Annotated in this window: 16 protein-coding genes and 1 pseudogene; all 17 read right to left on the bottom strand. The window is 71.8% G+C overall.

Annotation, left to right across the window (positions count from 1 at the left end; all coding sequences use genetic code 11):
- Positions 1-7: 7 nt before the first annotated feature.
- The gene (hisD, locus tag ACO03V_RS09635; RefSeq protein WP_367727284.1) at positions 8-1,309 is read right to left on the bottom strand and encodes a histidinol dehydrogenase; all 1,302 of its coding nucleotides are present in this window, start codon (positions 1,307-1,309) and stop codon (positions 8-10) included.
- A 72-nt stretch (positions 1,310-1,381) separates the two neighbouring features.
- Positions 1,382-2,563: a hypothetical protein gene (locus ACO03V_RS09640; protein ID WP_423137430.1), complete on the bottom strand. Its 1,182-nt coding sequence runs from the start codon at positions 2,561-2,563 to the stop codon at positions 1,382-1,384.
- 213 nt (positions 2,564-2,776) lie between these two features.
- Positions 2,777-6,241, bottom strand: a complete 3,465-nt coding sequence (gene dnaE, locus ACO03V_RS09645) for a DNA polymerase III subunit alpha (RefSeq protein WP_423137504.1) — start codon at positions 6,239-6,241, stop codon at positions 2,777-2,779.
- A gap of 133 nt (positions 6,242-6,374) precedes the next feature.
- Positions 6,375-7,298 (bottom strand): RluA family pseudouridine synthase, encoded by a 924-nt coding sequence (locus ACO03V_RS09650; protein WP_367727289.1) that lies wholly within the window; start codon positions 7,296-7,298, stop codon positions 6,375-6,377.
- Between the two features lie 157 nt (positions 7,299-7,455).
- A pseudogene (gene lspA / locus ACO03V_RS09655) lies at positions 7,456-8,034 on the bottom strand (signal peptidase II); the annotation flags it as partial.
- A gap of 6 nt (positions 8,035-8,040) precedes the next feature.
- The gene (locus ACO03V_RS09660) at positions 8,041-8,664 is read right to left on the bottom strand and encodes a DivIVA domain-containing protein (protein ID WP_367727291.1); all 624 of its coding nucleotides are present in this window, start codon (positions 8,662-8,664) and stop codon (positions 8,041-8,043) included.
- Between the two features lie 118 nt (positions 8,665-8,782).
- Complete coding sequence (locus ACO03V_RS09665; protein WP_367727292.1) at positions 8,783-9,085, bottom strand: YggT family protein; 303 nt, start codon at positions 9,083-9,085, stop codon at positions 8,783-8,785.
- Positions 9,086-9,089: 4 nt separating this feature from the next.
- Positions 9,090-9,557, bottom strand: a complete 468-nt coding sequence (locus ACO03V_RS09670; protein ID WP_367727293.1) for a cell division protein SepF — start codon at positions 9,555-9,557, stop codon at positions 9,090-9,092.
- 31 nt (positions 9,558-9,588) lie between these two features.
- Positions 9,589-10,272 carry a YggS family pyridoxal phosphate-dependent enzyme gene (locus ACO03V_RS09675; protein ID WP_423137431.1) on the bottom strand — a complete coding sequence of 228 codons (684 nt, stop codon included), beginning with the start codon at positions 10,270-10,272 and terminating at the stop codon, positions 9,589-9,591.
- A gap of 61 nt (positions 10,273-10,333) precedes the next feature.
- Positions 10,334-11,530: a cell division protein FtsZ gene (gene ftsZ / locus ACO03V_RS09680; protein WP_367727297.1), complete on the bottom strand. Its 1,197-nt coding sequence runs from the start codon at positions 11,528-11,530 to the stop codon at positions 10,334-10,336.
- 147 nt (positions 11,531-11,677) lie between these two features.
- Positions 11,678-12,631 carry an FtsQ-type POTRA domain-containing protein gene (locus ACO03V_RS09685; RefSeq protein ID WP_423137432.1) on the bottom strand — a complete coding sequence of 318 codons (954 nt, stop codon included), beginning with the start codon at positions 12,629-12,631 and terminating at the stop codon, positions 11,678-11,680.
- Positions 12,632-12,634: 3 nt separating this feature from the next.
- The gene (gene murC, locus ACO03V_RS09690; RefSeq protein WP_423137433.1) at positions 12,635-14,041 is read right to left on the bottom strand and encodes a UDP-N-acetylmuramate--L-alanine ligase; all 1,407 of its coding nucleotides are present in this window, start codon (positions 14,039-14,041) and stop codon (positions 12,635-12,637) included.
- Between the two features lie 120 nt (positions 14,042-14,161).
- Positions 14,162-15,235 (bottom strand): UDP-N-acetylglucosamine--N-acetylmuramyl-(pentapeptide) pyrophosphoryl-undecaprenol N-acetylglucosamine transferase, encoded by a 1,074-nt coding sequence (locus ACO03V_RS09695; RefSeq protein ID WP_423137434.1) that lies wholly within the window; start codon positions 15,233-15,235, stop codon positions 14,162-14,164.
- Positions 15,236-15,339: 104 nt separating this feature from the next.
- The gene (gene ftsW, locus ACO03V_RS09700) at positions 15,340-16,572 is read right to left on the bottom strand and encodes a putative lipid II flippase FtsW (RefSeq protein WP_423137435.1); all 1,233 of its coding nucleotides are present in this window, start codon (positions 16,570-16,572) and stop codon (positions 15,340-15,342) included.
- A 28-nt stretch (positions 16,573-16,600) separates the two neighbouring features.
- Complete coding sequence (gene murD / locus ACO03V_RS09705; protein WP_423137436.1) at positions 16,601-18,106, bottom strand: UDP-N-acetylmuramoyl-L-alanine--D-glutamate ligase; 1,506 nt, start codon at positions 18,104-18,106, stop codon at positions 16,601-16,603.
- Positions 18,103-19,209 carry a phospho-N-acetylmuramoyl-pentapeptide-transferase gene (gene mraY, locus ACO03V_RS09710; RefSeq protein WP_367727304.1) on the bottom strand — a complete coding sequence of 369 codons (1,107 nt, stop codon included), beginning with the start codon at positions 19,207-19,209 and terminating at the stop codon, positions 18,103-18,105. The genes murD and mraY overlap by 4 nt, the downstream gene beginning before the upstream one ends.
- The gene (locus ACO03V_RS09715; RefSeq protein WP_423137437.1) at positions 19,206-20,618 is read right to left on the bottom strand and encodes a UDP-N-acetylmuramoyl-tripeptide--D-alanyl-D-alanine ligase; all 1,413 of its coding nucleotides are present in this window, start codon (positions 20,616-20,618) and stop codon (positions 19,206-19,208) included. The genes mraY and ACO03V_RS09715 overlap by 4 nt, the downstream gene beginning before the upstream one ends.
- Positions 20,619-20,630: the final 12 nt, after the last annotated feature.

Below are 20,630 nucleotides of genomic sequence, written 5' to 3' on the forward strand. Positions count from 1 at the left end.
CGCCAGACTACGCCGGGAAGCGGGCGGTGACGGCCTCGCCGTGCGCGGGCAGGGCCTCGGCCTCGGCGAGGGTGACGATGGCATCCCGGACCGCCGCCAGCGCGTCGCGGTCGTACTCCACGACCTGCTGCGGGCGCAGGAAGGTCGCCGCGGAGAGACCGGAGCTGTACCGCGCCTGTCCCCCGGTCGGCAGCACGTGGTTGCTGCCGGCGAGGTAGTCGCCGAGGCTGACCGGCGTGTACGGGCCGACGAACACCGCGCCCGCGTGCACGAAGTCTTCGGGACGCGGGTCGGACAGGTGCAGCTCCAGGTGCTCGGGCGCGTAAGCGTTGCTGAAGGCGGTCGCCTGCGCGATGTCGTCGACGAGGACGACGGCCGACTGCGGCCCGTCGAACGCGGTCGTCACGCGGGCGCTGTGCCGCGTCGCCGCAACGCGCTCGGGCAGCGCTGCGCGCACGGCGTCGGCCAGCTCGGGGTCGTCCGTCACGAGGACGGCGGACGCCTGCTCGTCGTGCTCGGCCTGGCTGACCAGGTCGGCGGCGACGAGACCGGGGTCGGCCGAGGCGTCGGCGACGACGAGGATCTCGGTGGCACCGGCCTCGGAGTCGGTTCCGACGCGTCCGGCGACGGCGCGCTTGGCGGATGCCACGAAGTTGTTGCCCGGCCCGGTGACCACGTCGACCGGGTCGAGGCCGATGGCGGACACCCCGTGGGCGAACGCGCCGATGGCGCCCGCTCCGCCCATGGCGTAGACCTCCGTGACGCCCAGCAGCCGGGCGGCCGCGAGGATCACGGGGTGCACGCGCCCGTCGAAGGCCGCCTGCGGAGGCGAGGCGAGGGCGACCTCGCGCACACCGGCGACCTGCGCGGGAACCGCGTTCATGACGACGCTGGACGGGTAGACGGCCTTGCCGCCGGGGACGTAGAGGCCCACGCGGCGCACCGGCTGCCAGCGCTGGGTGACGCGGGCCCCGGGACCGATCTCGGTGACCGTGGGCGGCGGCACCTGCGCGGCCGAGGCCGTGCGCACACGGCGGATGGCCTCTTCGAGCGCGGCGCGGATCTCGGGCGCGAGCTGGTCGAGGGCTTCGTCGAGGTGCTCCGCGGGGACGCGCAGGGCGTGGCCGGTCACGCGGTCGAATCGCTCGGCCTGGTCGCGCAGGGCCTGCTCGCCGTGGGCGGCGACGTCGTCGACGAGGCGGGCGGCCGTCGCGAGGGCCTCGTCGCGCGCGGCATCGGCGCGGGGAACGGCGGCGAGCAGCTCGGCCGGCGTGAGGACGCGGCCGCGCAGATCGATGGTGCGGAGCATGAGTCCAGGCTACCGGCCGCCCGCGAGCCGCCCGCCCCGAGGCGGAGCGGCTCGCAGGCGCTGCTCAGGTGGTCAGCCGCGCGTGACGCCGGAGACGTCGTGCAGGTAGCCGATGCGGCCGTCGTCGTGGCGCACGACGAACGTCTCGCCGCGGTCCTCGACCACGAGCGCCCAGGCGGTGGGGCCGATGTGGAAGATGGGCGTGCCGTAGTCGTCGACGATCTCGCGTTCCTCCGGCACGAGCGCCCAGAACGCCTGCGCCGCGTGCGGGTGGGGCTCGTCGCCGTGAGTGTCGTGCACGGCCGTCTGCGCGCCGGTGTCGTCGCGCAGCGGCGCGAACACGTCCGTGTCTTGGGTGTCGGCGTCGTGACCGCCGGTGGAGGCCGGCAGTACCGTCGTCGCCGGTGCCCCGTCGTGGGGAAGATCGACGGAGCCCGTGTACGAGCCGGGGGCGTCCCCCTCGCGGCGGACGTCGGACGGAGCCGGTGCGGCGGCGGGCTTCGACGCCGCGGCGCGCGGTGCGCGGGGCGCGCGCGGGGCGCGCGGAGCGCGCGGGCGCGGGACGACCCCGGCGATTGGCCGGGCGTTGCGGTGCGCGGGGATCTCGTCGCGACGCTGGAAGTCCTGCTCGAACGGCGGGATGAACGGCGCGAAGACGGTGAAGACGACACCGGCGACCATGAGGGCCGCCTCCACCCACACGACCCAGGAGCGGGGCCAGAAGCCGGCCTCGTTCGCGACGGCGACGGTGTCCCACACCCACGCCACCCACACGAGGGCCGCGACCGAGAACGCGACGGAGGCGAACTGGTCGATGCCGAGCGAGCCCACGCGCCGGATGCCCTGGGGCGACAGGCGGCGCAGCACGATGAGACCCACGGCGACCGTCGGCAGCGCGATGGCCGGGATCCACCACAGACCCGACAGCCAGACGTTCGACCCGCCGACCAGCACCCGGGCCGGAACGACGAGTTCGTTGAGGCGGAAGAACGACACGAGGAACGCGACGGCCCAGATTCCGAGGAGCACGACCTCGCGCACCGAGAACGGGCCGACGCCGTACTGCGGCGCGTCCGTCGAGTCGGGGCGGGCGGCGCCCGGCCGCGCGGATGCGTCGGCGTCGTGCGGGCGGGACGTGTGCGCCGCGCCGGCGGCGGGGGTCTCCCCCGCGGTCCCGTCGGGGGCGGGGCGCCCCGTGGCGCCGTCGTCCGGGGCCGCCACCGCGGCGATGTGGTCGTCGTTGCGATCAGTCACGATCATCCTTTCCGAGCGCCGGAGCGCGTCGTCACTGTATCGATGGTGCCGGAGCGCCAGGCGCACCGTCACATATCCGGGGGTTTCGGAGCGCGCACGCACCGTCACGTATCCAGAGTGCCGGAACGCGCCCGGCGCACCGTCACATATCGAGCGTGCCGCGAGATCGCCGCCGGTCCGCCCGGGTTGACAGCCGTCGGCACGGCGGGGTGCTCAGCCGAGGCAGTTGGGGCCGAGGAGCCCCTTCAGCTCCCCGAACAGGTCGGCGGTGACGCGGACGGGCAGCGGCACCTCGAAGACCTTCGCCGTGCCCGCTTTGTGCAGTTTGAGCGTCACCTCTGTACTGCCTGAATGCCGACGGAGCATCTGCGCGAGCTCGCCCACGAGCGCCTCGTTGGCGCGCTGCTCCGGCACCATCAGCACCAGGCCGCTCGTCTCGTCGAGACCCTCGAGGTCGGGCGCGAACGCGCTCTGCGCATGCAGGTTGAGGCCGTCGTCCCGACGGGACACGCGCCCGCGGACGACCATGATGCTGTCGGCCACGAGCGCCGGGCCGAACTCCGCGTAGGTCTTGCCCATGAACATCACGGTCACCTCGCCGTTGAAGTCCTCGACGGTGACCATGCCGTACGGGTTGCCGCTCTGCTTCGCGACGCGGTGCTGCACGCTCGTGAGCAGCCCGGCGACGGTGACCTGATCGCCGTCCTGCACGTCCTCCGAGGCGAGCAGGTCGTGGATCGACGTCGACGCGTGCTTGGCGAGCGGCACCTCGAGACCCGCGAGGGGGTGGTCCGACACGTACAGGCCGAGCATCTCGCGCTCGAACGCGAGCTTGTCCTTCTTCGTCCACTCGGGCCGCTCGGGGACCTTCTGCACCTGCTGGGGCTCGTCCCAGAGCGAGTCGAAGTCGAAGCCGACCTCGCCGTTGGCCTCGCGCCGCTTGTCGAGCACCGCGCCCTCGCAGGCGTCCTCGTGGATCTCGACCAGAGCGCGCCGCGTCGATCCGAGCGAGTCGAACGCCCCGGCCTTGATGAGCGACTCCACCGTGCGCTTGTTCGCGACGTGGACGGGGACCTTCGACAGGAAGTCGTGGAACGACGTGTAGGAGGCCTCCTGCCGCGCGGCCACGATCCCGTCGACGACGTTCGTGCCGACGTTGCGGACCGCGCCGAGGCCGAAGCGGATGTCCTCGCCCACGGCGGCGAAGAAGCGGATGGACTCGTTGACGTCGGGCGGGAGCACCTTGATGCCCATGCGGCGGCATTCGTTGAGGTAGACCGCCATCTTGTCCTTCGAGTCGCCCACGCTCGTCAGCAGCGCGGCCATGTACTCGGCGGGATAGTGAGCCTTGAGGTACGCGGTCCAGTACGAGACGAGACCGTATGCGGCGGTGTGGGCCTTGTTGAAGGCGTAGTCCGCGAAGGACTCGAGCACCTTCCACAGCGTCTGCTGGGCGACCTCGCCGAAGCCGCGCTCGGTCATGCCGCCGAAGAAGATCTCCTTCTGCTTGTCGAGCTCGCTCTTCTTCTTCTTGCCCATCGCGCGACGCAGCAGGTCGGCCTGTCCGAGCGTGTACCCGGCGACGCGCTGGGCGACGGCCATCACCTGCTCCTGGTAGACGATGAGGCCGTAGGTCGTGTCGAGGATGTCGGCCAGCGGCTCCTCGAGCTCGGGGTGGATCGGCTCGATCTCCTGCTGCTTGTTCTTTCGCAGCGCGTAGTTGATGTGCGAGTTCACGCCCATCGGACCCGGGCGGTACAGCGCCAGCACGGCCGAGATGTCCTCGAAGTTGTCGGGGCGCATCAGGCGCAGCAGCGAGCGCATCGGCCCGCCGTCGAGCTGGAACACGCCGAGCGTGTCGCCGCGCGCCAGCAGCTCGTACGAGGCCGCGTCGTCGAGATCCAGGTCCTCCAGGACGAGCGGATGGCCGCGGTTGGCCTCGATGTTGTCGAGCGCGTCGTTGATGATGGTGAGGTTGCGCAGCCCGAGGAAGTCCATCTTGATCAGGCCGAGCGACTCGCACGCGGGGTAGTCGAACTGCGTGACGATCTGGCCGTCCTGCTCGCGGCGCATGATCGGGATGATGTCGATGAGCGGCTCGCTCGACATGATGACGCCCGCGGCGTGGACACCCCACTGCCGCTTCAGGTTCTCGAGCCCGAGCGCGGTGTCGAAGACCGTCTTCGCCTCGGCGTCGGTCTCGATGAGCGTGCGGAACTCGCTCGCCTCCTTGTAGCGCGGGTGCTCCGGGTTGAACATCCCGTCGAGGGGCATGTCCTTGCCCATCACCGCCGGCGGCATCGCCTTGGTGAGCTTGTCGCCCATGCTGAACGGGAAGCCGAGGACGCGACCGGCGTCCTTGAGCGCCTGCTTCGCCTTGATCGTGCCGTACGTGACGATCTGAGCGACGCGCTCGTCGCCGTACTTCTCCGTGACGTACTGGATGACCTCGCCGCGACGACGGTCGTCGAAGTCGACGTCGAAGTCGGGCATGGAGACGCGGTCGGGGTTGAGGAAGCGCTCGAAGATGAGGCCGTGCTGCAGCGGGTCGAGGTCGGTGATCTTCATCGCGTACGCGACCATCGAGCCGGCTCCCGATCCACGACCGGGACCGACGCGGATGCCGTTGCGCTTGGCCCAGTTGATGAAGTCGGCGACGACGAGGAAGTAGCCGGGGAACCCCATCTGCAGGATGACGTCGGTCTCGTACTCGGCCTGCTTCCGGACGGCATCCGGGATGCCGCCGGGGTAGCGGTCCTGCAGGCCGTTCTCGACCTCCTTGATCATCCAGCTGCCCTCGGTCTCGCCCGGAGGCACGGGGAAGCGCGGCATGTAGTTGGCGGAGGTGTCGAACTCGACCTCGCACCGCTCGGCGATGAGCAGCGTGTTGTCGCAGGCCTCCGGGTTGTCGCGGAAGACCTGGCGCATCTCGGCCGGCGACTTGACGTAGTAGCCGTCGCCGTCGAACTTGAAGCGCTTCGGGTCGTCGAGCGTCGAGCCCGACTGGACGCACAGCAGCGCCGCGTGGCTCGTGGCGTCGTGCTGGTGCGTGTAGTGCAGGTCGTTGGTGCCGACCAGCGGGATGCCGAGGTCCTTCGAGATCTTCAGCAGGTCGCTCATGACCCGGCGCTCGATGGACAGGCCGTGGTCCATGATCTCGGCGAAGTAGTTCTCTTTGCCGAAGATGTCCTGGAACTCCGCCGCCGCCGCTCGCGCGGCGTCGTACTGGCCGAGGCGCAGCCGCGTCTGGACCTCGCCCGAGGGGCACCCGGTCGTCGCGATGAGCCCCTTGCCGTACGTCTGCAGCAGCTCGCGGTCCATGCGGGGCTTGAAGTAGTAGCCCTCCATGCTCGCCTTCGACGACAGGCGGAACAGGTTGTGCATGCCCTCGGTCGTCTCGGACAGCAGCGTCATGTGCGTGTACGCGCCCGAGCCGGACACGTCGTCGCCCTGCTGCTCCGGTGTGCCCCAGCGCACACGCGCCTTGTCCGAGCGGTGGGTGCCGGGGGTGACGTAGGCCTCGATGCCGATGATCGGCTTGATGCCCGCGTCCTTGGCGGTCTTGTAGAACTCGAAGGCCGCGAACGTGTTGCCGTGGTCGGTGACGGCGATCGCCGGCATCCCCTGCGTGACGGCCTCCTGGACCATCGGGCCGATGCGCGCAGCGCCGTCGAGCATCGAGTACTCGCTGTGCACGTGGAGGTGAACGAAGGAGTCTGCTGCCACGCGTCGAGTCTACGGTCGACCTCCGACATCGCCTCGCGATGTTCGTGGCGGACACCCAGTCGGAGGACGTCTCCCGCGCGTGTCGTCAGATTCCGTCGCTCAGCAGCTCGAGAGCGTGCGCGAGGTCGGCGGGGTAGGCGGACTCGAATGAGACCCACTCCCCCGTCGCCGGGTGGGCGAAGGCGAGCCGATGGGCGTGCAGCCACTGCCGGGTCAGCCCCAGCCGGGCGGCCAGCGTCGGGTCGGCCCCGTAGAGCGGGTCGCCGACGCACGGGTGACGGTGGGCGGCCATATGCACCCGGATCTGGTGGGTGCGTCCGGTCTCGAGGTGGATCTCCAGCAGCGAGGCGCGCGGGAAGGCCTCGAGCGTCTCGTAGTGGGTGACCGAGTCCTTGCCGTCCGGTGTGACGGCGAACTTCCAGGAGTGGCTCGGGTGCCGTCCGATGGGGGCGTCGATCGTCCCCGCGAGCGGGTCCGGGTGCCCCTGGACGACCGCGTGGTAGACCTTCTCGACCTCGCGCTCTTTGAACGCGGCCTTGAGGAGCGTGTACGCCCGCTCGCTCTTGGCGACGACCATGAGGCCGCTGGTGCCGACGTCGAGACGGTGCACGACCCCCTGCCGCTCGGCGGCGCCCGTCGTCGCGATCCGGTATCCCGCCGCGGCGAGGGCGCCCAGGACCGTGGGCCCGTCCCAGCCGACCGAGGGGTGCGCGGCCACGCCCGCGGGTTTGTCGACCACCACGATGTCGTCGTCGTCGTAGGCGATGCCCAGATCGGGCACCGCGACCGGGACGATCTCGGGGTCGCGCTTCGGCTCCCACTCGACGAGGAGCCACGACCCGGCCCGCAGGCGGTCGGAGCGGGCGGCGGTGCGCCCGTCGACGGTCACGCCGCCGGCGTCGGCGACGTCCGCCGCGAAGGTGCGCGAGAACCCGAGCATCTTGGCGAGCGCCTGGTCGATGCGCGTTCCGTCGAGCCCGTCGGGGACGGGGAGGCTCCGCGACTCCATGTCAGCGGGTCCCCGGCTCGGCGGTGTCCGCCGCCTCTCCGGGCTGGGCGCGTCGGCTGTCGTCGGCGGGTCGCTGGGACGTCGCCGGACGGCGGTCGGCGGGCGCGACGGTGTCAGCGGCCGCAGCGGCGGGCGCGGCGGTGTCAGCGGCCGTAGCGGCCTCACCGGCGGGCGCGGGGGTGTCGTCGGCCGCCGCGGCGGCCTCGGCCTCGCGCGACGCCCGCGTCTCGCGCGTGCCGTCGAGGCGGAGCCCGAACAGGACGAGGAGCGCGACGGAGATCATCATCGTGACGATGAACATGTCGGCCACGTTGTAGATGGCGGGCATCATCCAGGGCGTCGAGATGAAGTCGACGACGTGCCCGACCGGGAAGCCCGGGTCGCGCAGCAGGCGGTCGGTGAGGTTGCCGAGCACGCCGCCCAGCAGCAGACCGAGCACGGTCGCCCACAGCCGCGACCGCACGCGGGTGACGGCGAGGAACACGATCACACCCGCGACCACCGCGAGGGCGATCGTGAACAACCACGTGACGCCCTCGCCGAGGGAGAACGCGGCGCCCGGGTTGCGGACGAGGTAGAACTGCAGGAACTCGCCGAGGATCGGCACCACCTGCTCGGGCGGCAGGGACGCGATGGCGAGGACCTTGGTGAACTGGTCGGCGGCCAGCACCGTCACCGCGAGGATCGCGATGAGGATGCCGGCCGCCGCCGCACGCAGGGGGGGTCGACTGCGCAAAAGGGTTTACAGGCCGATGGCCGACACCGGGGTCGAGCCCGAGGTGGACGCCGAGGTGTCGAGGTCGCGGAGCTGGCCCTCGATGTACGAGCGCAGCTGTGCACGGTAGTCGCGCTCGAAGGTGCGGAGCTCGGTGATACGACCCTCGAGGGTCGTGCGCTCCTTCTCGAGACGGGCGCGCTCCTCGCGGCCCTTCTGCTCGGCCTCGGCGACGATGGATGCCGCCTGCGCCTGCGCCTCGGAGATGAGCTGGTCGCGCTGCGCCTTGCCCTCGGCGACGTGCTCGTCGTGCAGGCGCTGGGCCAGCTCGATGATGCCGGCGCTGGCGGCGGCGGGGGCCGTGTCGGGCTCGGCGGCGGGGGCCGGGGCAGCGGCGGCCGGGGCCTCGGCGGCGGGCTCCTCGGCGGCGGCGGGCTCCTCGGCGGCGGGAGCGGCGGCGGCGGCCGGAGCGGCCTCACCGTTCTCGTACGCGGCGAGCTTGGCCTTCAGCTCCTCGTTCTCGGCGATGGTCTTGCGCCACTCGACGACGATCTCGTCGAGGAAGTCGTCGACCTCGTCGGGGTCGAAGCCCTCCTTGAACCGCACGTGCTGGAACTGCTTGGTGACGACGTCATCGGGGGTCAGTGCCATGGTGTTTCCTCTTTCGAGAGCTCTGAGTCGGAACTGTGGGGGTGTCGCACCGGGGCGTACCGCTTCGGAACAGCATAGCCGCCGCCCTTCTCCGGTGTCGAAGGGCGGCGGCGGATCGTCACAGGGCCGCGAGGGACCTGGTGACGCTCAGAAGCAGGAAGCAGAGGAACATCGTGATCGCGAAAGCGAAGTCGATCGCGATGCCCCCGATGCGCAGCGGCGGGATCACCCGGCGCAGGAGCTTGATGGGCGGGTCGGTGACCGTGTAGACGATCTCCGCCGCGACCAGGCTCGCTCCGCGCGGGCGCCACTCGCGGTTGAACAGCGGGATGTACTCCAGCACGAGACGCGCCAGCAGCACGATGATGTAGATGAAGAGGAGCGTGCTGAGGATGGAGCCGACCAGGCTCAGGACGGCCACCGGATTACGGCTGCGCGAACGGCGCGACCTCGGGGTCGGCCTGAGCGATCGCACCGTCGCCGGAGACGGCGATGTTCTCGGGCGAGAGCAGGAAGACCTTGCTCGTCACCCGCTCGATGCGGCCGTACAGTCCGAGCGAGAGTCCGCTCGCGAAGTCGATCAGACGACGTGCGTCCGCATCGCTCATCTGCGACAGGTTGATGATGACCGGGATGCCCTCGCGGAAGTTCTCGGCGATCGTCTGAGCGTCGCGGTACTGCTTGGGGTGCACCGTCAGGATCTCGCTGACCGGTCCGGCCGTCGGCTGACGCACCACGGCGGGGCGGTGCAGCGGCGTCACGGGCGCGGTCTTCTCGACAGCAGCCGGCTGCGGCTGCTTGCGAGCGACCGGCTGCGCGGCAGGCTCCTCATAGGTCTCCTCCTCGTCGGCGAGTCCCAGGTACACCATCGTCTTCTTGAGCGGGTTCGACATCGCATCCTCCGTTCGCTCGTCTGGTTCGAGGCTAGCCGCGCACGGGCCGCGGACCCGTGATTGCCGAGCCGATCCGTAGGTGTGTCGCACCCATCGCGATCGCCTCCGGGAAGTCGTTCGTCATGCCGGCCGAGATCCACCCGGCGGCGGGGTCGACGGTGCGCAGCACGTCCGAGGCGGCGCGCAGCCTCTCGAAGGCGCGCGCCGGGTCCTCGTCGAGCGGGGCGACGGCCATCACGCCCCGCGTGCGCAGCCCGGGGAGCGCGTGCACGTGCGTCGCGAGCGCCTCCACCTCCGCGGGCGCGACGCCGCCGCGACCCGGGTCCTCGGTGAGGTTCACCTGCAGCAGCACGTCGAGGACCTCGTCGCCGCCGGCCGCGTCGAGCGCATCGGCGATCCGGGGGCGGTCGACGGAGTGGACGACGCCCGCCGCGGCGCGGACCGCGCGGGCCTTGTTCGTCTGCGCCTGGCCGATGAAGTGCCAGGTGAGACCGGGCAGATGCGCGAGCTCCTCCCGCTTGGCGCTCAGCTCCTGCTGACGGTTCTCGCCCACGTGTCGGACGCCGAGCGCGTGGAGCTCCGCCACGAGCGCCGCGGGGTGGAACTTCGTCACGACGATCCGGGTGATCTCCGCGGGGTCCCGGTGCGCGGCACGGGCGGCCTCGACGATGCGGGCGTCGACGTCCGCCAGCCGGTCGGCGAGGGTGGCATCCATGGGTCTCCTTCGACGGCAGAGCGGGCCCGGTCGGAACCGGACCCGCTCGCTGCCGCGCGGCTTACTTGAGGAAGTCGGGCACGTCGAGGTCGTCGTCGGCGTAGCCGTCGAACGAGCTCTCGGGCACGCGGGCGACGACCGGGGCCGGCTCGGGCGCGCGCTCGGGGGTGCGCTCGGTCCCGCGATCGGTGGCCGCCTTCTGCTCCTCGGCGGCGTCGAGGTCGCGCGCCACGTCGTCCGCGGGGATGGACGGCAGGACCGGGGTCGCGGCCGGGCGCGCCGCACCGACGGCGTCGATGCGCAGCGAGGGCTCGCCGCCGTCGAAGCCGGCCGCGATGACCGTCACGCGCACCTCGTCGCCCAGCGTGTCGTCGATGACCGTTCCGAAGATGATGTTCGCCTCGGGGTGCGCGGCCTCCTTGACGAGCTGGGCCGCGTCGTTGATCTCGAAGATGCCGAGGTTCGATCCGCCCTGGATCGACAGCAGCACGCCGTGGGCGCCCTCGATGGAGGCCTCGAGCAGGGGCGACTCGACGGCCAGCTCCGCGGCCTTGATGGCGCGGTCCGCGCCGCGGGCCGAGCCGATGCCCATGAGGGCCGAACCGGCGCCCTGCATGACCGACTTGACGTCGGCGAAGTCGAGGTTGATGAGACCGGGGGTCGTGATGAGGTCGGTGATGCCCTGGACACCGGCGAGCAGCACCTGGTCGGCCGTGGCGAACGCCTCGATCATCGAGATGCCGCGGTCGCTGATCTCGAGCAGACGGTCGTTCGGGACGACGATGAGGGTGTCGACCTCCTCCTTCAGGCGGGCCACACCGCCCTCGGCCTGGCTCTGGCGACGACGGCCCTCGAAGGAGAACGGCTTGGTGACCACACCGATGGTGAGGGCGCCGATCGACTTCGCGATCTTGGCGACGACGGGCGCGCCGCCCGTGCCGGTCCCGCCGCCCTCGCCCGCGGTGACGAAGACCATGTCGGCGCCGCGCAGCGCCTCCTCGATCTCCTCGGCGTGGTCCTCGGCGGCGCGACGGCCCACCTCGGGATCCGCACCGGCGCCGAGGCCGCGCGTCAGCTCGCGGCCGACGTCGAGCTTGACGTCCGCGTCGCTCATCAGCAGCGCCTGCGCGTCGGTGTTGATCGCGATGAACTCCACGCCGCGCAGGCCCAGCTCGATCATGCGGTTGACGGCGTTGACGCCGCCTCCGCCCACACCGACGACCTTGATGACGGCGAGGTAGTTCTGGTTGTGGCTCATGCAGGCCTCCGTTATCCCCGAACCCGAAACTCTAAACCTCATGTTGAGGGTTAAAGAATTGCCCGGTATGCAATTCCTTAGCTCGAAGGTAGGCGGCGCTTCCCGCCCCGACCGATCGACACGCGGCGTGTCGGAACATCGCCCCGACTATCCGCGGACGACGCCCGCCTCGGGGGATGTGACATCGTACTCGCGACCGGCCTGCGGCGGGCTTTTCTGCAGGAGGAGGTTCAGGACGACGGCCTTCTCCGCCGACTCGTCCGCGCTCGCCCACACCACGCGGGACCCGCTCCCGGTCAGGGTGAACGCGACGTCGTCCGCCGTCGTGGCGGTGACCTCCGCCACCTGCGAGCGGATGCCGTCGGGCAGCGCCCGCACCACGCGGCCCGCCGCGCGGAACGCGGTGGAGTCGGCGCCGCCGTCGACCCGCAGCAGGGGCACGCCCGACGGGGCCTGGGACGAGGTCGAGAGCGCCACGCCGGCGGCATCCACCACCGTGAAGACGCCGTCGGACTCGATCGCGCCGACCGGGGTGCGCTCCACGATGCGCACGACGAGGTCGTGGGGCGGACGCGCCTCGAGGGTGTAGGACTCCACGAGCGGGAACCGCACGAGCGCCGCCTTCACGGCGCTGTCGTCCACGAGCGCGAGGGGCGTGCCGAGCTGGTCGTCCAGCGCCGCCGTCACCGCGGCCGCGTCCAGCTGCGACGTGCCGACCACCTCGACGCGTTCCAGGGCGAAGAGCGGGCTGTAGGCCGCGCCCGCGGTGCCCAGGACGGTCACCAGCACGGCGACGCCGACGCCGATCCAGACGCGCCGCCGCCGGCGCTGCCGGACCGTGAAGCGCTTGACCTCGGCCCGGAGGGCGCGGCGCCGGGCCCGCGAGGCCCGCCACACGTCGCGCAGGCTCGTGCCCGTGGCATCCGTCTCCGGGTCGACCGGGGTCTCCCGGGGGACGGTGCGGTCCGCCGCGGCGACGGCCGGACGGGACGGGGCCGCATCATCCGGACGAACGGATGCCGACGGCCTCGCCTCCCGTGCCGGGGCGGGAGCCCGGCGCTCCGCCGCGGGCGGGGTGGGCAGGGGCGAGGGCCGGTCCATGGCTCAGACCGCCGCGCCGTCCGTGCGCGCCAGCGCGTCGAGGACCTGCGGGATGAGCTGGTAGACGTTGCCGCAGCCGAGGGTGATGACGTAGTCGCCGGGACGCGCGATGGAGGCGGTGTAGTCGGCGGCCTGCTGCCAGTCCGGCACGTAGTGCACGTGGGCGGGGTCGGCGAAGGCGCCGCTGACGAGCTCTCCCGTCACGCCGGGCACGGGGTCCTCGCGGGCGCCGAAGACGTCGAGCATGACCGTGTGGTCCGCGTGCGTCTCGAGGACCTCCGCGAACTCGCGGTACATCTCCTGCGTGCGGGAGTAGGTGTGCGGCTGCTGGATCGCGATCAGACGGCCGTCCCCGACGACGGTGCGGGCCGCCGACAGCGCCGCGGCCACCTCCGTCGGGTGATGGGCGTAGTCGTCGAACACGCTCACCCCGCGCTGCACGCCGTGCAGCTCGAACCGGCGCACCGTGCCGCCGAACCCCTCGACGGCGCGCGCGGCGTCGGCGAGGGGATGTCCGAGCACCCGCAGGACGGCGACCGCCCCCGCGGCGTTCACCGCGTTGTGGGCGCCGGGCACCCTCAGCTGCACGTCGACGGTCTCCTCGCCGGCGGTGAGGGTGAAGGCGACGGGCCCGTCGGTGCGGATGCCGCTGAGACGCACGTCCGCGTCGGCGTCCTCGCCGAAGGTGACGACGGTGCGGTGGGTGATCCGTTCGCGGACCGACCGCGCCCCCGGGTCGTCGGCCGAGATGACGACGGCCTCCCCCGCCGCGTCGGCGAAGCGCGCGAAGGCGGCGTCGAACGCGTCACGGGAGCCGTAGTGGTCGAGGTGGTCGGGATCGACGTTGGTGATGAGCGCGACGGACGTGTCGTACAGCAGGAACGTGCCGTCGGACTCGTCGGCCTCGATGACGACGAGGTCGTCCGAGCCCGTGCCGCTGGAGGCGCCGAGGTCGGCGATGACGCCGCCGTTGACGAAGGTGGGATCGAGCTCGAGGGCCCGGAGCGCGGTCACGATCATGCCGGTCGAGGTCGTCTTGCCGTGCGCGCCGGCGACGGACACCAGGCGCCGGCCGCCGATCAGCCAGTGCAGCGCCTGGGACCGGTGGATGACGTGGAGGCCGCGCTCCTTGGCCGTGACGAACTCGGGGTTCTCGGGCCAGATCGCCCCCGTGTGCACGACGGTGTCGGCGTCGCCGAGGTGGGCGGCGTCGTGGCCGATGTGGACCGTGGCGCCGCGGGCGGCGAGGTCGCGGAGGGCCGCGCTGTCGGCGCGGTCGGACCCCGAGACGCGGATGCCGCGGTCGAGGAACATGCGGGCGAGGCCGGACATGCCCGAGCCGCCGATCCCGATGAGGTGGGCGGCGGTGATGGACTCGGGGATGGGGAGGCTCAGGTCGGGTCTGATCATGGCGTTGCGATCCTACGTCGCCCGGCCGAGGGGGCCGTCCTGGCACGCCCAGCGGGGCTACCCTCGCCGGCGCCGCGGGTCGAGCCAGCGCTGCCGGTCGTGTCAGCGCTGCCGGTCGCGTCAGCGCGCGAGGGCGCGGTCCACGAGGGCGATGACGTTCTCGGTGCCCGCGCGCGTCCCCGTCCGCGCCGTGGCGGCCCGCATGGCCGCGCGGCGCTCTTCGTCGCGCAGCAGCGGCACGATGCCCGTCCGCACCCGGTCCGCGGTGAAGTCCGCATCCGGGATCAGCAGCGCGGCGCCCGCCCGCACCGCGGACGCGGCGTTCAGGCGCTGCTCCCCGTTGCCGACGGCGTAGGGCACGTACACCGCCGGGATGCCGAGGGCGCTGATCTCGCTCACCGTCGCCGCCCCCGAGCGCGAGACGATCAGGTCGGCGAGCGCGAAGGCGAGGTCCATCCGGTCGACGTAGCGGACGACCGCGTAGCCGGGCTCCCCCGGATCGGCCAGCTCCGACTTCTCCCCCGTCACGTGCAGCAGCTGCCAGCCGGCCTCCCGCACGTCTCGCCACGCGCCGCCGAAGGCCTCGTTGAGACGCAGAGCCCCCAACGAGCCGCCGAAGACGAGGAGCGTCGGGGCGGCGGCATCCAGTCCGAAGTGCCGCGCCGCCTCCTCGCGGAGACCGGAGGCCTCGAGCTCGACGATCTCGCGACGCAGCGGCATCCCGACCACCTCCGCCCCGCGCAGCGGGGTGCCCTCGAACGCGACGCCGACCGCCGCCGACCCACGGGCCCCGAGGACGTTGGCGAGCCCGGGCTTGGCGTTGGCCTCATGCACGACGTACGGGATGCGCTCCCGCCGTGCCGCGACGTAGGCGGGGGCGGACGCGTAGCCGCCGAAGCCGACGACCACGTCCACGCCGCGCTCGCGGATGTAGCGGCGGACCAGCGCGACGGCACGGAGGAAGGCGGACGGGAAGGCGGCGGCGGCACGGTTCGGCCGGCGCGGGAAGGGGACCTTGGGGACGATGAGCAGCTCGTACCCGCGCAGCGGCACGAGACGCGCCTCGAGCCCCTCGCGGGTGCCGAGCACGAGCACGTCGGCCGCGGCGTCGCGGGCGCGCAGCCCATCGGCGACGGCGAGCAGGGGGTTCACGTGGCCGGCGGTGCCGCCGCCGGTGAGGAGGTAGGTCGTCACCGTTCCACCGTAGTCAGCGACGCCGGCTCCGCCGTCCTCGGCGAGGTCGGCGCGGCGGCTTCTCCGGCGTCCTCAGCGACGCCGGCGCGGCTTCTCCGGCGTCCTCAGCGACGCCGGCGCGCCGACGCCACGGGAGCGTCCGCGGGGCGCCGCTCGGGCAGCCCGCGAGCGAACGACAGCAGCACGCCGCACGCGATGAGCACCGACAGCAGCGACGTCCCGCCCTGCGACATGAACGGCAGCGGCACACCCAGCACGGGGAACACCCGCAGGACCACGCCGATGTTGATCAGAGCCTGACCGACGATCCAGATGGTGATCGCGCCCGACACGATGCGGACGAACGGGTCGTCGGTGCGGCGGATGACGTGGAACGCGCCCACCGCGAAGAGGGCGAACAGCAGCAGCACGACGATGCAGCCGATGAGTCCCAGCTCCTCGCCGACGATGGCGAAGATGTAGTCGTTGGCGGCCGCGGGGAGCCAGTCGTACTTCTCCGCCGAGTTGCCCAGTCCGACCCCGAACACGCCGCCGGCAGCGAGCCCCCAGATGCCGTGCAGCGGCTGGTAGCAGTCGCCGAGGTACTGCGCGAGGCAGTCCTGGTCGAGGAAGCTCATGATGCGGCGCATGCGGTCGGCGCTCGTCACCGCGAGCACGGCCACCGCGCCGAGCGCGGCGATCGCCGGCAGCACGAAGATGCGCAGCTTGACGCCCGAGAAGAACAGCGCGCCGAGCAGCACCAGCACGAGGACCATGGCCGTGCCGAGGTCCCGGCCGCCCATGACCGTGGCGATGACGAGGGCGGCGACGGGGACCACGGGGATGAAGACGTGGTGCCAGACGCCCAGCAGCGTCTGCTTGCGGAAGAGCACGTACCCCAGCCACAGCGCGAGGGCGAGCTTGAGGAACTCCGCCGGCTGCGCTTGGACGAACCCGAGGTCGATCCAGTTGCGGTTTCCGTTGGCCTCGACGCCCAGCGGCGTGAACACCAGCAGCTGGAACAGCAGCGCGCCGATGAGGGCGGGCCACGCGATCCGCTTCCAGAACTTCAGCGGAGCACGGCTGAGGACGAACATCAACGGCACGCCCAGCATCGCGAACACGCCCTGCTTCATGACGTGCTCGAACGGGCTCTGTCCACCGTCGAGCGCCGAGGTCGCCGAGAGCACCATGACGAGGCCGAAGCCGGTGAGCAGCAGTGCCGTCGAGGCGATCAGCAGGAACTCGCTCGGCACGGGCGCGAAAGCCTTGCCCAGCGACACCCGCGCCATGAGGCCGCCGCGCTCACGCGGAGCCTCGTCGGGGCTCTGGTGGGGAGGAGGTGCCGTCGTGGTCACGGTGTCCCCTTCCGGTCCGCTCGTTCGGTCAGTCGTCCTGGCTCGCGATCCACGACCGCACCGCGTCCGCGAAGCGTTCGCCGCGGTCCGCGTAGGACGCGAACTGGTCGAAGGACGCCGCCGCGGGAGCCAGGAGAACGGTGTCTCCGTCCCGGGCCACGCCCGCCGCCAGATCGACGACCCGGGCCATGACGTCCTCAGTCTCGGCGTGGTCGACCTCGAACAGCGGCACCGCCGGGGCGTGTCGCGCGAACGCCGCGACGATGTCGGCGCGCTCCGTGCCGATGACGATGACCGCGCGCGCCGCTCCGCCGCGGGCGCGGACGAGGTCGCTCAGGTCGACGCCCTTCAGCAGACCCCCGACGACCCACACGGCACCGGGATAGGCCGCGAGGGACGACGACGCGGCGTGCGGGTTGGTGGCCTTGGAATCGTCCACCCAGGTCACGCCGCGATGCGCGGCGACGACCTGGATGCGGTGCGGGTCGAGCGTGAAGCGCAGGAGCGCGTCGCGGATGGCCGCCGGCGGCACGTCCAGGGAGCGCGCGAGGGCGCTCGCGGCGAGGACGTTCGCCACGATGTGCGGCGCGGCGAGACCCCGCGCGGCGAGGTCCTCGACCGTCGTCAGCTCGAGCGCGGAGGTCGCCCGCTCGGCGAGGAACGCCCGGTCGACGAGGATGCCCTCGACGACGCCGAGGTCGCTCGGACCGGGGATGCCGAGGTCGAACCCGATGGCCCGGGCTCCCTCGATCACCTCGGCGTCCTCGACCATGCCGCGGGTGGCCTCGTCGGCCTTGTTGTAGACGCAGGCGACGCGTGTGCGGGCGTAGATCCCGGCCTTCGCGTCGTGGTACTCCTGGGCGCCGCCGTGCCACTCGAGGTGGTCGTCGGCGAGGTTCAGGCAGACGGCGGCGTGCGGCGAGAGAGCGTCGTCGCCGGTCTGCAGGTTGAGGTACCAGAGCTGGTGGCTGGACAGCTCGACGACGAACGCGTCGAACCCGGCGGGGTCGCGCACCGCGTCGAGCACCGGCGTGCCGATGTTGCCGACGGGGGCGGCACGGAGACCGCCCGCGACGAGCATCTCCGCGGTCAGGCGCGTCGTCGTGGTCTTGCCGTTGGTGCCGGTGATGAGGATCCAGTCCGCGGGGCGGCCGTCGGGCCGCACGACCTTGTCGCGGACGCGCCAGGCGAGCTCGACATCGCCCCAGAGGGCGATGCCGTTCTCCTGCGTCCATCGGATGACCGGATGCGACGGCGGGAAGCCCGGCGACGCGATGACGACCTCGGGCGCGAAGTCGACCAGCTCGGCCGGCGGCGCGTCGAGAGGACCGACGTGGAGCCCTGCGCCGATGACCGGCAGCAACCGCGCGTACTCCTCCGCGGCCTTCTCGGTGACGACGAGCACCTCGGCACCGAGCTCGGCGAGGGTGTCGGCGACGGAGAAGCCCGTCACCGACAGGCCGAGCACGGCGACGCGGAGGCCGCGCCACTCGGCGTACCAGCTGGTCAGGGAGTCCAGACGAGGGGAGCTCATGCGCGCGACAGCCATTCGACGTAGAAGAAGCCGACCCCGGAGACCGCCAGCAGTCCGGCGATGATCCACATGCGGACGACGATGGTGACCTCGGGCCACCCCCGCATCTCGAGGTGGTGGTGCAGCGGGCTCATGAGGAACAGGCGCTTGCCGCGGGTGACCTTGAAGTAGGCGCGCTGCAGGATCACCGAGCCGGAGGCGATGACGTAGACGCCCGCGACGAGGATGAGCAGCAGCTCCGTGCGGGTGAGGATCGCCATCGCGGCGATCACGCCGCCGATGGCCATCGAGCCGCAGTCGCCCATGAACACCTTCGCCTTCGGCGCGTTCCACCACAGGAACCCGACGAGGGCGCCGACGAACGCCGCGGACACGATCGCGAGGTCGAACGGATCCCGGACGGCGTAGCAGGCCGGCTGCACGGCCGGGTCCAGCGCTCCGGTGCAGACCTGCTGCACCTGCCAGAACGCGATGAGGCTGTAGGCGCCGACGACGAAGATGCCGGAACCCGCGGCGAGGCCGTCGAGTCCGTCGGCGACGTTGACCGAGTTCGACGTGGCCGTGCCGATGAGCGAGATCCACGCGAGGTAGAGCAGCCATCCGAGGATCGGGCCGAGCGCGAAGAACGACAGCAGCTGGATGTCCCGGAACACCGAGATGTAGGCGGAGGCGGGCGTCTGCCCGAAGTTGTTGGGGAAGTTCAGCGCCACGATGGCGAACGGCACCGCCACGATGACCTGGCCGGCGATCTTGCGCCAGCCCGACAGCCCGAGGCTGCGCTGCTGACGGATCTTCATGTAGTCGTCGATGAATCCGACGACGCCGAAGCCGACCATCAGCCAGAGGACGAGCAGACCCGACACCGTCGGCGGGTTGTTGCCGGCGAAGGAGCCGATCAGGTACCCGACGATCGTGCCGAGGATGAAGATGGTGCCGCCCATCGTCGGCGTGCCGCGCTTGGCGGCGTGCGACGGGTTGTGCACGTTCTCGGGGGTGCGGATGACCTGCCCCCAGCCCCACTTGCGGAACCACCGCAGGAAGACCGGGGTGAGGAAGAGGGTGAAGGCGAGCGAGATCGCTGCCGCCGTCAGAAGTGACCTCACGCGAACGCCTCTCCCAGACGGTCGCCGAGCAGCCTGAGCCCGGCGGAGTTGGACGACTTGACCAGCACGCGGTCGCCGTCGCGCAGCTCGGTGAGCAGGTAGTCGTACGCGGCGTCGGCGTCGGCGAAGAACACCGCCTCACCGTCCCACGACCCCTGCGCGATGGCCTCGAGGTACATGCGGCGGGCGTCCTGACCGATCACGACGATGCGCTGGATGCGCAGCCGGACGGCCAGGAGTCCGATGCGGTCGTGCTCCTCCTCGGCGTACTCGCCGAGCTCGCTCATCGCGCCGAGCACGGCGACGGTGCGCTCGTGCGGGGCCGTGATCTGCGCGAGCGTACGGAGGGCCGCGGCCATCGAGTCGGGGCTCGCGTTGTAGGCGTCGTTGATGATGCGCACGCGGTCGGACCCGAGCGGCTGCATCCGCCAGCGCTCGGCGATCTCGACGGTCTCGAGTCGCGCGATGGCGTCCGCCGGGGTCACGCCGAGCGCGATCGCCGCGGTGAGGGCGGCGAGGGCGTTCATGACGTGGTGCTCCCCGAGCACGCGCAACGTGAGGTCGAACTCCTCGCCGTCGACGAGCAGGCGGGCCCGGGTGCCGGATGCCGAGACCTCGACGTCCGTCGCCCGCACCTGCGCGCGCTCGCCCCGGCCGAACCAGCGGACGTCGATCCCGCGCTCGCGCGCGATCGGCTCCATGGCGGCCACACGGGGGTCGTCGGCGTTGAGGACGGCCAGGCCGCCCTCGCGGGTGGCCTTCACGAGCTCGCTCTTGGCGTGGAAGGTCGACTCGATGCCGCCGAAGCCGCCGGCGTGCGCCATGCCGACCATGAGCACCACGCCGATGTCGGGCGTCACGAGTCCGGCCAGGCGCGCGATGGCCCCGGGCGCGCTCGCCCCGAACTCGCTCACGAGGAAGCGCGTGTCGTCGGTGACCCGCAGCATCGTCAGGGGGGCGCCCACCTCGTTGTTGAAGGAGGCGCGCGGAGCGACGGTCTCGCCCTCGTCCGCGAGGATGCGCGCGAGCAGGTTCTTGGTGGTGGTCTTGCCGTTGGACCCGGTGATGCCGACGACGCGGAGATCCCCGCGGGCGCGCACGCGCGCGACGACCTCGCGCGCCAGAACGGACAGGGCGCCCACGGCATCCGGGACGACAATCTGCGACACCGGGTCGTCCACCTCGCGCTCGACGATGGCGAGGGCGGCCCCGCGTTCGACGGCGGCGGCGACGAACAGGTGCCCGTCGGTGGTCTCGCCGGGCTTGGCGACGAAGACGTCGCCCGGCTCGATGAGACGGGAATCGGTGTCGACGAGACCGGAGACGAGGGATGCCTCGGTGTCGGCGCCGCGCAGGACGAGACGCCCGCCGAGCACGGCGGAGATGTCGGAGAGGCTCAGAGAGATCATGGCTGTGTGCGG

Origin of the sequence: Microbacterium sp. HMH0099, assembly GCF_049384025.1 — a bacterium.
GTDB lineage: Bacteria > Actinomycetota > Actinomycetes > Actinomycetales > Microbacteriaceae > Microbacterium.

What these genes read in the sequence shown, in the direction of transcription:
- hisD (WP_367727284.1), bottom strand. Translation starts at nt 1,309, where the DNA reads ATGCTCCGCACCATCGATCTGCGCGGCCGCGTCCTCACGCCGGCCGAG.
- ACO03V_RS09685 (WP_423137432.1), bottom strand. Translation starts at nt 12,631, where the DNA reads ATGGACCGGCCCTCGCCCCTGCCCACCCCGCCCGCGGCGGAGCGCCGG.
- murC (WP_423137433.1), bottom strand. Translation starts at nt 14,041, where the DNA reads ATGATCAGACCCGACCTGAGCCTCCCCATCCCCGAGTCCATCACCGCC.
- dnaE (WP_423137504.1), bottom strand. Translation starts at nt 6,241, where the DNA reads ATGCTCGACGGCGCTGCGCGCATCGGCCCGATGGTCCAGGAGGCCGTC.
- ACO03V_RS09675 (WP_423137431.1), bottom strand. Translation starts at nt 10,272, where the DNA reads ATGGATGCCACCCTCGCCGACCGGCTGGCGGACGTCGACGCCCGCATC.
- ACO03V_RS09650 (WP_367727289.1), bottom strand. Translation starts at nt 7,298, where the DNA reads ATGGAGTCGCGGAGCCTCCCCGTCCCCGACGGGCTCGACGGAACGCGC.
- ftsZ (WP_367727297.1), bottom strand. Translation starts at nt 11,530, where the DNA reads ATGAGCCACAACCAGAACTACCTCGCCGTCATCAAGGTCGTCGGTGTG.
- ACO03V_RS09670 (WP_367727293.1), bottom strand. Translation starts at nt 9,557, where the DNA reads ATGTCGAACCCGCTCAAGAAGACGATGGTGTACCTGGGACTCGCCGAC.
- ACO03V_RS09660 (WP_367727291.1), bottom strand. Translation starts at nt 8,664, where the DNA reads ATGGCACTGACCCCCGATGACGTCGTCACCAAGCAGTTCCAGCACGTG.
- ACO03V_RS09715 (WP_423137437.1), bottom strand. Translation starts at nt 20,618, where the DNA reads ATGATCTCTCTGAGCCTCTCCGACATCTCCGCCGTGCTCGGCGGGCGT.
- murD (WP_423137436.1), bottom strand. Translation starts at nt 18,106, where the DNA reads ATGAGCTCCCCTCGTCTGGACTCCCTGACCAGCTGGTACGCCGAGTGG.